Origin of the sequence: Tenacibaculum maritimum NCIMB 2154 (assembly GCF_900119795.1) — a bacterium.
GTDB classification, from domain to species: domain Bacteria; phylum Bacteroidota; class Bacteroidia; order Flavobacteriales; family Flavobacteriaceae; genus Polaribacter; species Polaribacter maritimus.
On sequence record NZ_LT634361.1, the window covers coordinates 1594033 to 1610071 of the forward strand.

Consider the following 16039-nt stretch of genomic DNA (forward strand, 5'->3'; position numbering starts at 1 on the left):
TTGTAGTATCAAAATTTTAAAATAAAAACAAACCAATGAGTGTTTTAGTAAATAAAGATTCAAAAATTATAGTACAAGGTTTTACTGGTAGTGAAGGAACTTTCCATGCTGGTCAAATGATTGATTACGGAACCAATGTTGTTGGTGGTGTAACTCCAGGAAAAGGAGGACAAGAGCATTTAGGGAAACCTGTATTTAATACAGTTGAACAAGCTGTGAAAGAAGTAGAAGCGGATACGTCTATTATTTTTGTACCACCAGCGTTTGCTGCGGATGCAATAATGGAAGCCGCAGACGCAGGAATTAAAGTAATCATTTGTATTACTGAAGGAATTCCTACAGCTGATATGGTAAAAGTTAAAAACTATATTGATACTAAAGACTGTACATTGGTTGGTCCAAATTGCCCAGGTGTTATTACTCCTGAAGAAGCTAAAGTTGGGATTATGCCAGGATTTATCTTCAAAAAAGGAAATGTAGGTATTGTTTCTAAATCAGGTACTTTAACTTATGAAGCAGCTGATCAAGTGGTAAAGCAAGGGTTTGGTATTACAACAGCTATTGGTATTGGAGGAGATCCTATTATAGGAACTACTACTAAGGAAGCTGTAGAGTTGTTGATGAATGATGACGAAACAGATGCTATCGTAATGATTGGAGAAATAGGAGGTAACCTAGAAGCAGAAGCGGCTAAATGGATTAAGAAAGATGGTAATCGTAAACCTGTTGTTGGTTTTATAGCAGGGCAAACAGCACCAGCAGGTAGAACTATGGGACATGCAGGAGCTATTGTGGGAGGAGCTGATGATACAGCGCAAGCAAAAATGAAAATTTTAGCAGAAAATGGAGTACATGTAGTAAGTTCGCCAGCGAAAATTGGAGAAATGGTAGCTAAAGTCTTAAAAGTTTTAGCATAACTGTTAAAAAATACTTAAAAAAATATCGTTTTAAATCCGATGCTATACCTTTAGCATCGGATTTTTTATAGATACAATTAAACCAAATACATTATATGAGAAGAATAATTCAATTATTTAGCGTATGCTTTCTTTTTATAAGCTACACGAGTTGTAAAACAAATGAAGTGCCTAATTCAACAGAAACAAAAGTAAAAGAACATATTGATCAAAAAGGGTTCAAGTATGAAACAGTTACAAATGACCCAACTAAGTTACGGTTATATACTTTAAACAATGGCTTGAAAGTATATTTAAGTAAAAACGTTGAGGAACCTAAGGTACAAACATACATAGCGGTTCGCGCTGGCTCTAATTATGATCCTAAAGAATCAACAGGATTGGCGCACTATTTAGAGCATATGGTGTTTAAGGGAACTCATAAAATAGGTACGATTAATTGGGAAAAAGAAAAGGAATATCTAGAGAAGATTTCTACGTTATACGAAAAACATAGAAAAGAGAAAGATAGCGCTAAAAAATTAGCGATTTATAAAGAGATTGATAAGATTTCGTTAGAAGCATCTAACTACTCTGTAGCAAATGAGTATGATAAAATGACAGCTTCTTTAGGAGCAACAGGTACGAATGCCCATACTTGGTTTGAGGAAACAGTTTATAAAAATAAAATACCAGCAAATGAATTGGATAAATGGTTAGCCTTAGAGGCAGAGCGCTTTAGTACATTAGTACTGCGTTTATTTCATACTGAATTGGAAGCTGTTTTTGAAGAGTTTAATAGAGGACAAGATAATGATTTTAGAAAGAGTTATGCTGCTATGTTAGATGGTTTATTTCCTAATCATCCATATGGTCAGCAAACTACTATTGGTAAAGGAGAGCACCTAAAAAACCCTTCTATGGTAGATATCCATAACTATTTTAATAAGTATTATGTACCTAATAATATGGCAATAGTATTGGTAGGTGATTTAGACTTTGAAAAAACAATAGAAAAAGTTAATGAAACGTTTGGTAAGTTTAAAAAGAAAGAATTAAAGCATCCTGTACTTCCAAAAGAAAAACCAATTGAAAAAATAGTTGTAAGAGAGGTGTTTGGACCAACTTCAGAGTCGGTCTCTATAGCATATAGGTCGGGAGGAATACACACGGAAGATAAAAAATATGTGACTCTTTGTGATATGATTATGGCAAATGGCAATGCAGGTTTAATTGATTTAAATTTGAATCAAAAACAACTTGTCCAAAGAGCAGGATCTTCTCCAACTTTTCTAAATGATTACGGATATCATTCTTTTACAGGAAGTCCTAAATCTGGACAAACTTTAGATCAAGTAAAGGATTTATTATTAGAGCAAATAGAGAAACTTAAAGGAGGAGAGTTTGAAGAGTGGATGATTCAAGCTGTTATAAACGATCTTAAGTTGAGTCAAACAAAAGAATATGAGAATAATACAGCTTTGGCAGGAGCATATTTTAATGCCTTTATCCATCATGAAAACTGGATTGATAACATTAACTTTTTAAATGATCTTAAGAAGATTTCTAAAAAAGAATTGGTTGATTTTGCGAATAAGTTTTATAGAGATAATTATGTGATCACCTATAAGCGTAAAGGAGAAGATAAAAATATAGTAAAAGTGGAAAATCCAGGAATTACTCCAGTAAATTTAAATAGGGATAAAAGTTCTGCTTTTTTACTAGCTTTTAATGAGACAATTTCAAATCCACTAAAACCGAAATATATTGATTATAAGAAGGAGATAAAAAAGGCTAAAATGTCAAATGGAATAGATGTTTCCTATATTTTAAACGAAAAGAATGACTTGTTTGATCTGAATATTATTTTTGATATGGGAAAAGATAATGATAAAAAAATTAGCCTTGCTGCTGGATATTTAGAGTATTTAGGAACAGACATATATACAGCTGAACAAATTAAAAAGGAATTTTATAAATTAGGAATTAAGTACTATGTTAGAGCACAGGATGATAAAACCTATGTAGGTCTAGAGGGATTAAAGGAAAATTTGCCTGATGGATTAAAGTTATTGGAACATTTATGGGATAATGCTAAAGCAGATCCAATTGCATATGATAAGTATGTTGAGAAAATTTATAAAAGCAGGCAAGATGGAAAAACTCAAAAAGGAAATATTCTTTGGAGTGGTTTAATGAGCTACGGTAGGTATGGAGAAAATTCTCGACTGCGAGATATTATGCAATTTGATGAATTAAAATTGATAAAACCAGAAGAGTTAGTGGCTTTAATAAAGAAAATGAAAAACTATAAGCAGCGTATTTTTTATTATGGAAAAGATATTCAAAATGCCATAGAAACTTTAAATGAGTACCACCAAGTAAAAGAAGGATTTAAAGAATATCCAAAAGCTAAAAAGTACACAGAAGTTGAAACAGGAGGGAATGTTTATTTCACAGATTATGATATGGTGCAAACAGAATTACTTTTCTTAGCGAAAGGGAATCCTTTTAAGCCTGAAAATATGGCAGCATCAACATTGTTTAATACCTATTTTGGTAGTGGTTTATCTTCCATTGTATTTCAAGAAATTAGAGAGAGTAAGTCGTTGGCGTATTCAGCTTTTGCAGGATATGGAAATGCTAATAAAAAGGAAGCCCCAGATTTTGTATATGCTTATGTAGGAACGCAAGCTAATAAGTTAGCGCAAGCTGTTGAAGCAATGATGGAGCTTATGAATAGTATGCCTGAAGCTGAAAAGCAATTTAATGCAGCGAAAAAAGCAACTTTGAAAAAGATAGCCGCTCAAAGAATTACAAAATCGGCTATTTTTTGGAATTATGAAAGGTTACAGAAATTAGGTATTGATAATGATAATCGAGAAGAAATATACAGAGCTATTAAGAATATGACATTAAATGATTTAAAAGATTTCTTTAACAAAAACATCAAGGGAGAATCATATAATGTAATGGTCATAGGAAATAAAAAAGGCTTGGATGTAAAATCTTTGGAGAGGTTAGGAAAGGTTACAGAATTAGATATTGATTATTTATTCAACTATGTAAACAAAAAAAAAGTTGAAATGTAGTTTCTAATAATTGATGTGGCGGTTTAACATAGCGTTACAAAATCAATAAGTCAAAGGTAGTAATTTTAGATTGCTACCTTTTTTCTTTTTAATTTATTTTGTTGGTGTACTTCATTAGATCTTAATATGTGATTTGATGCGTAAGGTATAACGTCATTTATATATTTTGATAATATTTTTAACTAGGTGCCTTTTTATTTTTTTGCAATTCCATTTTCGTAAAAGGAATAGTTTTAAGCGATACTCATTTTAATATTATTTTGGTATTTATTATAAAAAATATTGGAAGCCTCTATTTGAATGGTATGTTAAAATATTTTGATTATAAGTTCTTTCGAATTACCAATCTTATTTGAATGCGATACTTACCTATAGCTTGAATCCAGATTAAGAAACCTTTCTTATACTATTTAGGTTAAAATAGATCTCCTAGTCTTTTTGAATACGTTTTAGATAAAATAACCTTTCGTTGCCTATGTTTAGTGTAAGATTATTTTAGGGAACGATATTATACAATAATAAAAATACTACTCTAATAAAGGTTCTTTGATTGTGTCTTCTAAGTTTTTAAAGTCGTATAAATTATGATCTAATAAATGAGAAGGAAATACATTTTGTAAAGCATTCATCATGATGGCATTTCTATTAGGAAATTCAGTTTCCCAATTGCTCATCATTTGCTTCACTTTTTTACGCTGTAAATTTTCTTGAGAACCGCATAAATTACAAGGAATAATAGGAAAATTCATTGCATTTGCATACGAAGCTATATCATTTTCCTTACAAAAAGCCAAAGGTCTTAAGACAATTAAATCGCCGGCATCATTTTTAAATTTAGGTGGCATTGTTTCTATCTTTCCTGAAAAAAATAAATTTAAGAAAAACGTTTCTAAAATATCATTTCGATGGTGCCCTAAAGCTAATTTATTACAATTTAAATCTTTAGCAGCTTCGTATAAAGTACCTCTGCGGAGTCTAGAACAAAGACTGCAAGTAGTTTTTCCTTCTGGCGTTTTTTCCATGACAACTTTATACGTATTTTTCTCTATGATTTTATAAGGAACTTTTAATTCCTCTAAATACTTGGGAAGTGTTTCTTCTGGAAAACCAGGCTGCTTTTGATCTAAATTAACCGCTATGATTTCAAAAGAAATAGGCGCTACTTTTTGAAAATGTAATAACATATCCAAAAGTGTATAGCTATCTTTTCCACCAGATAAACAAACCATAATTCTATCTCCTTCATCAATCATTGAAAATTGATTGATCGCTTCTGCCGTTCCGCGTTGTAGCTTTTTTTTAACCTGCTTTATATCTTCCATAGCTGCAAAATTACTATATCAAAGGTGAAGTATAAAGTGTATTTTGAATAAAAATTCGCCATCTTTTAAAAGAACACTATTTTATAGCAAAAAGTACTTATCACTTGTTTATTTTTGTAACATGAATGAGTTCCAACAATTAAAAGACACCTTAAGTAAAAGTGTTTTAGAAAATAACTTTGTAAAGCTAACATTAAGTAAACCGATACGTAAAAGTGATGGTTTGCCAAATGTGTATATTCGATTGGTAAGAATTAAAGGTGCAGAAATGTTACAATTCACATATCATTATACCACAAATGATCGCGTAAAAAATTACACGATACAGGAAGCTATTGCAGAATTAACGTTGTTATTAATAGAAAATTTTCGAGCAGCAACATTATTTACACTAAAAAATGATTTATTGGTTTTTATTTCTAAGAAAAAGAAAGTATCCTATAAGTTAAATGCAGCTAGCTTTAAAAATAAATTACCAGAAACTCATGATAAACCTAAAGAACGATTGGCAAAAGCAAGTAGTTATTTATATTATTTAGGCGTTATTGATAAAGAGGGGAGGATTGTTCATAAAATGGCGGATAAATATCGGCAAATTAACAAATATTTAGAAATTATTGAAGGACTGCTAAAGTCTGTAAAATTACCTAAACATATCCATATTGTAGATATGGGATCAGGTAAAGGCTATTTAACTTTCGCTCTGTATGATTATTTGGTACATCAAAAAAAATACAACGCAACTGTTACAGGAATTGAATTGAGAAAAAATTTAGTAGATTATTGTAATGAGATAGCAGTGAAAAATGAATTCACGAATTTATCATTTGTAGCGCAACCAATTGAAACGTATGATACCAATAAGATAGATATTCTCATCGCATTGCACGCGTGTGATACCGCTACAGATGATGCTATTTATAAGGGATTATCAGCTAAAGCTGAGCTAATTATTTGCGCTCCTTGCTGCCACAAGCAAATTAGGCAGCAAGTAAAAGGTAAAGAGCAAGAAAGTCCCTTATTAAAATACGGAATATTTAAAGAGCGTCAGTTTGAAATGGTCACAGATACTATTCGTGCTTTAATTTTAGAAAAATATAACTACAATACGAAGGTTTTTGAATTTATAAGTAATGAGCACACACGTAAAAATGTAATGTTAGTGGGTGCTAAATCATCAAAAAAGAATGATATCGCTAAAATAAGTACCAAAATAGGAAGTTTAAAAGCTGCTTATGGAATAGAAAAACATTACTTAGAAACTCTTTTGTAAAACCTAAAAAAACTGTGATTACATATCAAATGATGGAAAAAGAATTATCATCAATCTTTAATACCTTGGCACTTTCAGAAAGTGAATTAAACCTTATTGCTAAAAACTTTGTAAAAATAAATTTTAAGAAAGGGGATATCGTATTGCGTAGTAATGAAGAAGTAAAATATCAGTATTATATATTAGAAGGTTGCTTAAGAACATTTTTTATAGATAAGAAAGGGAAAGAACATACTATGCAATTTGCTATAAATGATTGGTGGATTAGTGACTATATAGGGTATTTTTCAGCAACAAAATCTGTTTTAACAATAGAGTGTATAGAAAATGCAACTTTACTAAGAGTAACCAAAGAAGCAGTAGAAAAAACATATGATTCTATTCCTAAAATAGAGCGTTTTTTTCGAAAAAAAATGGAAAGAGCTTTTGTAAGTTTCCAAAGAAGGATTTTATCAAATTTATCTCAATCAGCAAAAGAGCGGTATATCAATTTTACAGAAACATATCCAAATATAGAGCAACACGTAAAAAATTATCACATTGCTTCTTATTTAGGAATTACTACCGAAAGTTTAAGTAGAATACGAAAAGAGATTCTGTCAAAGTAATTTCTTATCATACATCAATTTTTCTTACTTCTAATTACTTTACTTTTACTTAAGAATTCGTAAAAGAAAAGATTAATCATAAGAAGTTGTGAAAAAAACAGCAATAATACTCGGTGCTACGGGGTTAACAGGAAGTTTTCTGTTAAACAATCTCCTTGTAGATGAAAGGTATGATACCATCAAATTGTTTTCAAGAAGAAGTATAGGGAGAAAACACCCAAAAATAAAAGAATACATCATTGACGTTTTAAATTTACAAGAGTCAAAAAAGGATTTCATTGGAGATGAAGTGTTTTGTTGTATAGGAACTACGGCAAAAAAAACAAAAAGGAAATCTATTTATAGAAAGATTGATATAGGTATTCCAGCGGCAGCAGCAAAACTAGCGAGAGAAAATAAAATTAATACTTTTATTGTCATCTCTGCTATGGGAGCTAACGAAAAAAGCAAGTTCTTTTATAATCGTGTAAAAGGTGAAATGGAGAAAATTATTTTAGAAGAAGGTATCAAATATACCTATATTTTAAGGCCTTCTTTAATTATAGGAAAAAGAAAAGAAAATAGATTTGGAGAAGATTTAGGAAATTTGTTTGCTAAGGTGTTGAACCCTTTTTTATTAGGTAGTTTGAAGAACTATAGAGCAATTTCGGCAAAAACAATAGCAAAAGCAATGCAGGTATTAGCAGAAAGCAAACCCAAAGAAATAAAAATACTCTTATCGAGTGAAATATATACGATAACAACTTATTAAATTATTAAAGTATCATGGAATTATTAGATAAATTAAATTGGCGCTATGCAGCCAAAGCGATGAACGGAGAAAAAGTTGCTGAAGAAAAAATCAATAATATTATTGAAGCAGCTTCTTTGGCACCTACTTCAAGTGGACTACAACCTTTTGAAATTCTTATTGTTAAAAATCAAGAAATTAAAGAAAAAATTAGACCAGTATCATGGAATCAATCAATTATAACAGATTGTTCTCATTTACTTGTTTTTGCAGCTTGGGATACTTATACGGCAGAGCGTATTAATAAAATGTTTGATTTGACTAACGAAATCAGAGGTTTTAAAAACGAAGGATGGGAAAATTATCGTCAAATGCTATTAGAGAGTTATCCACAACGAGATGAAGAAGAAAACTTCAATCATGCGGCAAAACAAGCTTATATAGCATTGTCGCAAGCAATAGCTGCTGCTGCATTTGAAGGAGTAGATTGTACACCAGTAGAAGGATTTGATCCTAATGCAGTAGATGAAATTTTAAATTTAAGAGAAAAAGGGTTAAGAAGTTGTGTAATGCTTCCTGTAGGATACAGAGATGCAGCTAATGATTGGTTAGTGAATTTACCAAAAGTTAGAAAACCTAAAAAAGATCTAGTAACTGTTTTAGATTAATTTTATTTGATTTACGAGTTGAGATTATGGTGAAAGAATGGCTCTTTTATAATAATTTTAAATTGTAATTAGTAATGCAATTCTAATAATAGATTTCTTTTTAGAGAAAAGTGCTTTACAAAGAAACTCATTGAAGCTTTTTTAATTTATGTAAAAAGTTTTAATGAGTTTTATAGCTTTTGTAAAAAAAATAACTAATAAACATTATTTGAAATGAAACGTAAACATATTTATTTAGCCTTGGCAGTTTTAGGAGTTTGCTATACTTGGTATTATAATATCCAATATTTTCAAGTAGGAGACAATCCTTCTTTTATGAATTTTTTTCAATTAGCAAAGTCTAATTTACCAGGACAATCATTAGCAGCAGATTTATCAGTAGTAGTACTTACATTTTTTGTGCTTTATATTCCTGATGCAATTAAGTTAAAAATAAAATTTTGGTGGGTTTTAATACCACTTACTTTTATCATAGCTATTGCATTTACTTTTCCATTGTATTTATATCTAAGAGAAAGTGCTTTAGAAAAGCTAAAATTAGAAAACTAATATTAATCAGGATTTAAAATTATTTCTAAAAAATGCATATTTCTTTTTTATCATAGATCAATTTTTAAAAGGAAGTAAGCTCGTAATTTTGTCTTAAAATTAAAACAAATGAAAAATATAGTCATCGTAATTTTAGCAATGACACTTTTAAGTTCTTGTAGAGGTAAGGATAAAGAAAAAGGGCAACAGAAAAATAATAATCAAGAAAGCATAATTAAAATGAAAAAAGTACTATTTGTATTAACAAGTCATGAAGATTTAGGAACTACAGGGCATAAAACAGGTTTTTGGATTGAAGAGTTTGCAGCTCCATATTATAAATTAAAGGATGAAGGAATTGAAATAACATTAGCTTCTCCAAAAGGAGGGCAACCTCCAATTGATCCGAAAAGCAATGAGCCTGATTTTCAAACACCAGCTACCGTACGCTTCAATAATGACAAAGAAACACAGGCTATTTTAGCCCAAACGGTAAAATTAGAAACGGTAAAGGAAGCAGATTACGATGCTATTTTTTATCCAGGGGGGCATGGTCCTTTGTGGGATTTAGCAGAAGATAAAAATTCTATAGCGTTAATAGAATCTTTTTACAATAATGGAAAGCCTGTTGCTGCGGTTTGTCATGCACCAGCAGTATTTAAACATACAAAAAGAGCTGATGGAAAACCTTTAGTGAGTGGTAAAAAAATAACTGGCTTTTCAAATTCAGAGGAAGATGCTGTACAACTAACATCAATAGTACCTTTTTTAGTAGAAGATATGTTGCAAGCTAATGAAGGAATTTATTCTAAAGGAGCTGATTGGGGAGCTTATATGGTAGAAGACGGAAATCTAATTACTGGTCAAAATCCAGCCTCTTCTGAATTAGTAGCAGAAAAGTTAATGACTAAGTTATAAGTATTGAGGGAGCTTATAATTTAGTAAAGCCATCCAGTTTTTTTTTGGATGGCTTTCATTTTTAATAAAAAAAGCACAAATAAATTAGGTTTATTAAAAAATAATTATAAATATTTGCATTCCATAAAAACGAAAGAATGAATTTTATTCAATTACATCATCATCATTTTCATATTTGCACTCAGGCGAATTGAAGATGTATGGAATAAAATCTAATATATATTTAAAACCCGTTTGAGTAAATCAAACGGGTTTTTTAATTTCTTTTCTAGAAATTTTATTTCCAAAGAAGATTTACTCAGCAAAAAAGGTAAAAACATGAGTAAATTAAAAATAGCCATTCAAAAAGTAGGTAGATTAAACAAAGAATCCCTACAAATTTTAAAAGATTGTGGAATTTCGATAGATAATGGAAAAGATCAATTAAAAGCGCAAGCAAGTAACTTTCCTTTAGAAATTTTTTATTTGAGAAGTGGAGATATTCCTCAGTATCTAAAAGATGGGGTTGTGGATATCGCTATTATTGGAGAGAATACCTTGATAGAGAAATCGGGAGATATCACCATTATAGAAAGATTGGGTTTTTCCAAATGCAAATTATCTTTGGCCATACCTAACCATGAAAAATACAATGCAATAGAGTATTTTGAAGGAAAAAGAATAGCTACTTCTTATCCAAATACAATTAGAAAATATTTGAAGAAAAAAAGAGTTAATGCTCAAATTCACATAATCAATGGTTCTGTTGAAATAGCTCCTAATATAGGATTAGCAGATGGTATTTGTGATATTGTATCAAGCGGTTCAACGCTGTTTAAAAATAATCTAAAAGAGGCAGAAGTAGTCCTACATTCAGAAGCTGTTTTAGCGGTTTCTCCAAAGATATTGCCAGAGATAATGGCAATTGTATATCAATTACAATTTAGAATCCAATCTGTGTTAAAAGGAAGAAATTCTAAATATGTATTGCTGAACGCTCCAAATGAAAGATTAGAAGCTATTATCAATATTTTACCAGGAATGAGAAGTCCTACAGTATTGCCATTAGCAGAGCAAGGTTGGAGCTCAGTACATGCTGTTTTAAGTAAAAATGAGTTTTGGAAGGTTATAGCACGCCTAAAAGATAATGGAGCAGAAGGAATACTAGTTTGTCCAATCGAAAAAATGGTAGTATAAGATGAAAGTAACAATAGCAACCCAAGAAAATCAAAAAGAGTTATTAAAAAGACCTACAAAAACTGTAGCGGCAATAGAAGAAGAAGTGTATAAAATTTTTGAAGAAGTAGCAAGAGAAGGAGATAGAGCTATTCAAAAATATACCACTCTTTTTGATGGAGTTTCTTTAGATCATTTTTTAATAAAAAAAGAAGAAATAAAAGAAGCAGAAAAGCAGGTACCTACTTCACTAAAAAAAGCCATTCAACAAGCCAAGAAAAACATAGAAAAATTTCATAAAGCTCAAAAAGTAGCACGCATAAAAATAGAAACAGTAAGAGGGGTTGTATGTTGGAAAGAACAAAGGCCTATAGAAAAAGTAGGTTTGTATATTCCAGGAGGAACAGCGCCTTTGTTTTCTACAATATTAATGTTAGCTGTACCAGCAAAAATAGCAGGCTGCAAAGAATTAATATTATGTACTCCTCCTAATAAAGAAGGAAATGTGAATCCTGTAATTTTATATGCGGCTGCTCTTTGCGGTGTAACAAATGTATATAAAGTAGGAGGAATACAGGCAATTGCAGCGCTTACATTTGGTACGGAAACAATTGGTAAAGTGTCTAAGATATTTGGACCAGGCAATCAATATGTTACTGTGGCAAAACAATTGGCAACAAAATATGAGGTTGCGATTGATATGCCAGCAGGGCCAAGTGAATTGCTAGTTTTAGCAGATGTCTCTGCTGATCCAGCTTTTGTAGCTTCAGATTTGTTAAGTCAAGCAGAGCATGGAGTAGATAGTCAAGTTATTTTAGTATCAGATTCTTTGGAACTAATTAACGAGACGCTTGAAGAAATCAAAAAACAACTCTTAAAGTTACCAAGAAAGAATATCGTAAAAAAGGCATTGGAAAATGCTCAAGCAATCTTAATTAAAGACAAATATGATGCTATAAATTTTGTAAATGAATATGCACCAGAGCATTTAATTATAACAACTAGAAATGATGATTTTTTTATAGAGAAGCTTATAAATGCGGGTTCTGTATTCATAGGAAAATACACTCCTGAAAGTGCAGGAGATTATGCGTCAGGAACAAATCATACATTACCTACAAACGGATTTGCAAAAGCTTATTCGGGAGTTAATTTAGATAGTTTTATGAAGAGCATAACCTTCCAAAAAATATCTAAAAAAGGAATTCAAAACATAGGTGAAATTATTGAAATAATGGCAGAAGCAGAAGGATTGCAAGCGCATAAGAATGCTGTAAGCCTAAGGTTAAAAAGATTAAATGATACGAATATTAATAATTAATGATGGAGCAATTAGATATACAGAGTTTAGTAAGAGAGAATATACGAAATATTAGTCCGTATGCTTCTGCAAGAGAGGAGTTTACCAAATGTGAAAGAGAGATGATTTATTTAGATGCAAATGAAAATCCTTTTAAAAGTAATATAAATAGGTATCCAGATCCGCATCAAAAAGAAATAAAAGAGCTCTTGTCAAAGAGAAAGAATATTCCAGTTGAAAATATTTTAATAGGTAATGGTAGTGATGAAATCCTCGATTTAATTTTTAGAGCTTTTTGCGAACCGAAGAAAGATAATGTACTCATATTACCCCCTACTTATGGAATGTATAAGGTATTGGCATCAATTAACGATATTGCAGTAAAAGAAGTGTCTTTGTCAAGAGAGTATCAGCCTAAAGTAGAAAAAATTTTAAAAGAATCAAATACGTATAGTAAGATACTCTTTTTATGTTCTCCTAATAACCCAACAGGAAATAGTTTTGACACAGCATTAATGGAAAAGTTGATAAGAACATTTAAAGGAATTGTTGTTTTAGACGAAGCTTATATTGATTTTTCTTCGAAAAATAGTTGGACTGATCGATGGAATGAATTTCCAAACTTAATCATTACTCAAACAGCATCAAAAGCTTATGGAATGGCAGGAGTTAGATTAGGTATTGGTTATGCTGCTGAACAGATTATACGGATTTTGAAAAATATAAAACCTCCTTATAATGTAAGTACAATAAGTCAGAGAAAAATGAGAGATAGATTACAGGAAATAGGTAGTGTTCAGCAAGAAATACAAGAAATAAAAAGGCAACGTTTTTGGTTGGAAAATGAATTACTTCAAATTTGCTTTGTAAAAAAAATATACCCTTCGGAGGCTAATTTTTTATTAATAAAAGTGGACGATGCAAGTTTAAGATACACTCAATTACTAACAAAAGGAATTGTAGTAAGAAATAGAACTAAAGAAGTTTTATGTAACAATTGCTTACGAATTACCGTAGGGACTAAAGAAGAAAATCAAAAGCTTATGCAAGTATTAAATACCATATGAAATGAAGCGAGTATTATTTATAGATAGAGACGGAACCCTTATTAAAGAACCAGCGGATGAACAAACAGATTCATTTGAAAAATTGGAGTTTTATCCAAATGTATTTGAAGGACTTGGTAAGATTGCAAGAGAATTAGATTTTGAACTTGTATTAGTAACTAATCAAGATGGCTTAGGAACAGAAGTATATCCTGAAAATACCTTTTGGCCAATACATAATTTTGTGATGAAAACTTTGCTAGGAGAAGGCATTGTTTTTTCAGAAGAAATTATTGATAATACGTTTGCAAAAGAGAATCGATTGACTCGCAAACCAAATACGGGTTTGCTAACTAAATATTTCTCAAAAGAATATGATTTAGAAAATTCTTTTGTTATTGGTGATCGCTTAACAGATATAGAATTGGCTAAAAATTTAGGAACAAAAGGAATTTATATTAATGATAAAAGATTTTTAGGAACTGATGAAATTACGGTAAAACAAGAGGAGTTAGAGCAGTATATAGCTTTAGAAACTAATGATTGGAATGCTATTTATAAATTTTTAAAGCTAGAAAAAAGAATCGTAAAGATGACTAGGAATACTCATGAAACAGCAATTGATATCATATTGAACTTAGATGGAGTTGGTAAAAGTAACATTGATACAGGAATTCCTTTTTTTGATCATATGCTAGATCAAATAGCACGTCATGGACAAGTAGATTTATCTTTAAAAGTAAAGGGAGACTTGGAAGTGGATGAACATCATACTATTGAAGATACGGCGATTGTATTAGGGGAAGCATTTGCAATGGCTCTAAAAGAAAAAATAGGCATAGAAAGATATGGCTTTTGTTTGCCTATGGATGATTGTCTTGCGCAGGTAGTTATTGACTTTGGAGGAAGAAATTGGTTGGTTTGGAAAGCTGATTTTAATAGAGAAATGATTGGTAAAATGCCAACAGAAATGTTTTTTCATTTTTTTAAATCTTTTACAGATGGTGCTAAATGTAATTTGAATATTAAGGCAGAAGGAAGAAATGAGCATCATAAAATAGAAGCTATTTTTAAAGCCTTTGCAAAGGCAATCAAAGTGGCAGTTAAAAGAGATGTTAGTAAAATGATTTTACCCTCAACAAAGGGAATGTTATAAAATAAGATGTGAAAAAATAGGAAGCTTATGAGATTAGTAATTATAGATTATGGGGCAGGAAATATAAAAAGTATTCAATTTGCTTTTAAAAGACTTGATGTAGAGGCTGTTTTGTCGAGTGATATGCATGAAATAAAAAATGCCGATAAGGTTATTTTTCCAGGAGTAGGAGAAGCTGGTTTTGCAATGAAAAAACTACGAGAAAGTGGTTTAGATAAAATCATACCTACTTTAGAACAGCCTACATTGGGAATTTGTTTAGGAATGCAGCTAATGTGCAATTTTACGGAGGAAAGTAATACTACTGGGTTAAAAATATTTGATACTACAGTAAAACAGTTTCCAAAAGAAATTAGAAGTCCTCAAATTGGATGGAATTCAATTAATAACTTGGCATCTCCTTTATTTAAAAATGTGAAAGAAAAAGAGTTTATGTATTTAATACATAGTTTTTATGCACATAGTTGTACTGAGGAAATAGCGACAGCTTATTATGGCGGACTGAATTATGCAGTGGCTTTGCAAAAAAACAATTTTTATGGAGTGCAGTTTCATCCTGAGAAAAGTGGAAAAGAAGGAGCGAAAATTTTATATAATTTTTTACAATTAAAATAAATGAGAATTATACCAGCAATAGATATTATAGAGGGCAAATGTGTTCGCTTAACTCAAGGTAACTATGACACTAAGAAAATATATAATCAGAACCCATTGGAAGTAGCAAAACAATTTGAAAACAGTGGTATTGAATATATACATCTGGTAGATTTAGATGGAGCAAAAGCAAATAGCGTCATAAATCATAAAATATTAGAAGAAATAACTTCTAAAACAAGACTGAAAGTTGATTTTGGAGGCGGAATAAAATCAGATGAAGCTATAAAAGTAGCATTTAACGCTGGAGCTAATCAAATAATAGGAGGAAGTATTGCTATTAAAAATCCATGCCTGTTTAAAAAATGGATAGCTGATTATGGAAAGGATAAAATTATATTAGGGGCTGATGCTTATAATGGTAAAATAGCAATTTCAGGATGGATAGAAAAAAGTAATGAGCATGTAATACCTTTTATAAAAGATTATCAGAAAGAAGGGGTACAATATGTAATGGTAACAGACATAGCAAAGGATGGGATGTTGGCAGGACCTTCTTTTGAATTGTATAAAGATATTTTAAAGGAAGGAAATACAAATTTAAAACTAATAGCTTCGGGAGGAGTGTCAACTCTTAATCAAGTATTAAAGTTAGAAGCCATGGGCTGCGAAGGAGTTGTCATTGGAAAAGCGATCTATGAGCATAAAATAACGTTGAAAGATTTAGAGAATTATAGAATTAACAGTGTGTAA

General features: G+C 30.8%; 15 protein-coding genes. 14 read left to right on the plus strand and 1 reads right to left on the minus strand.

What is annotated here, in order from left to right; genetic code table 11:
• The first annotated feature begins 35 nt into the window (after nt 1-35).
• Nucleotides 36-917, plus strand: a complete 882-nt coding sequence (gene sucD, locus MARIT_RS07195) for a succinate--CoA ligase subunit alpha (protein WP_024740830.1) — start codon at nt 36-38, stop codon at nt 915-917.
• Between the two features lie 95 nt (nt 918-1012).
• The gene (locus tag MARIT_RS07200; RefSeq protein WP_024740829.1) at nt 1013-3988 is read left to right on the plus strand and encodes a M16 family metallopeptidase; all 2976 of its coding nucleotides are present in this window, start codon (nt 1013-1015) and stop codon (nt 3986-3988) included.
• 527 nt (nt 3989-4515) lie between these two features.
• On the opposite strand, the gene ttcA is transcribed toward MARIT_RS07200, so the two are convergent.
• The gene (gene ttcA, locus MARIT_RS07205; protein ID WP_100211151.1) at nt 4516-5310 is read right to left on the minus strand and encodes a tRNA 2-thiocytidine(32) synthetase TtcA; all 795 of its coding nucleotides are present in this window, start codon (nt 5308-5310) and stop codon (nt 4516-4518) included.
• 121 nt (nt 5311-5431) lie between these two features.
• Here ttcA and MARIT_RS07210 point away from each other — a divergent pair, with 121 nt between their 5' ends.
• From MARIT_RS07210 to hisA, 12 genes are all read left to right on the plus strand, one after another.
• Complete coding sequence (locus MARIT_RS07210; protein ID WP_100211152.1) at nt 5432-6583, plus strand: class I SAM-dependent methyltransferase; 1152 nt, start codon at nt 5432-5434, stop codon at nt 6581-6583.
• Between the two features lie 14 nt (nt 6584-6597).
• Nucleotides 6598-7191 carry a Crp/Fnr family transcriptional regulator gene (locus tag MARIT_RS07215; RefSeq protein WP_231975206.1) on the plus strand — a complete coding sequence of 198 codons (594 nt, stop codon included), beginning with the start codon at nt 6598-6600 and terminating at the stop codon, nt 7189-7191.
• Nucleotides 7192-7279: 88 nt separating this feature from the next.
• Entirely contained in the window at nt 7280-7942 is a 663-nt protein-coding gene (locus tag MARIT_RS07220; protein WP_100211153.1) for an NAD(P)H-binding protein, read from the plus strand.
• Nucleotides 7943-7956: 14 nt separating this feature from the next.
• A complete protein-coding gene (locus MARIT_RS07225) occupies nt 7957-8589 on the plus strand; it encodes a nitroreductase family protein (RefSeq protein WP_024740824.1) in 633 nt (210 codons plus the stop codon).
• A gap of 213 nt (nt 8590-8802) precedes the next feature.
• Nucleotides 8803-9138, plus strand: coding sequence for a DUF2834 domain-containing protein (locus tag MARIT_RS07230; RefSeq protein ID WP_024740823.1), 336 nt, complete (start codon nt 8803-8805; stop codon nt 9136-9138).
• A 108-nt stretch (nt 9139-9246) separates the two neighbouring features.
• Nucleotides 9247-10035 (plus strand): type 1 glutamine amidotransferase domain-containing protein, encoded by a 789-nt coding sequence (locus tag MARIT_RS07235; protein WP_100211154.1) that lies wholly within the window; start codon nt 9247-9249, stop codon nt 10033-10035.
• Nucleotides 10036-10353: 318 nt separating this feature from the next.
• Nucleotides 10354-11211 carry an ATP phosphoribosyltransferase gene (hisG, locus tag MARIT_RS07240; RefSeq protein ID WP_024740821.1) on the plus strand — a complete coding sequence of 286 codons (858 nt, stop codon included), beginning with the start codon at nt 10354-10356 and terminating at the stop codon, nt 11209-11211.
• A gap of 1 nt (nt 11212) precedes the next feature.
• On the plus strand, nt 11213-12511 hold the full coding sequence (gene hisD, locus MARIT_RS07245; protein WP_024740820.1) for a histidinol dehydrogenase: 1299 nt from the start codon (nt 11213-11215) through the stop codon (nt 12509-12511).
• Nucleotides 12511-13557, plus strand: a complete 1047-nt coding sequence (gene hisC, locus MARIT_RS07250; protein ID WP_100211155.1) for a histidinol-phosphate transaminase — start codon at nt 12511-12513, stop codon at nt 13555-13557. Before hisD ends, hisC begins: the two co-directional genes overlap by 1 nt.
• 1 nt (nt 13558) lies before the next feature.
• Complete coding sequence (hisB, locus tag MARIT_RS07255; RefSeq protein WP_100211156.1) at nt 13559-14692, plus strand: bifunctional histidinol-phosphatase/imidazoleglycerol-phosphate dehydratase HisB; 1134 nt, start codon at nt 13559-13561, stop codon at nt 14690-14692.
• A gap of 27 nt (nt 14693-14719) precedes the next feature.
• Entirely contained in the window at nt 14720-15307 is a 588-nt protein-coding gene (gene hisH, locus MARIT_RS07260) for an imidazole glycerol phosphate synthase subunit HisH (protein WP_100211157.1), read from the plus strand.
• Complete coding sequence (hisA, locus tag MARIT_RS07265) at nt 15308-16039, plus strand: 1-(5-phosphoribosyl)-5-[(5-phosphoribosylamino)methylideneamino]imidazole-4-carboxamide isomerase (protein ID WP_100211158.1); 732 nt, start codon at nt 15308-15310, stop codon at nt 16037-16039.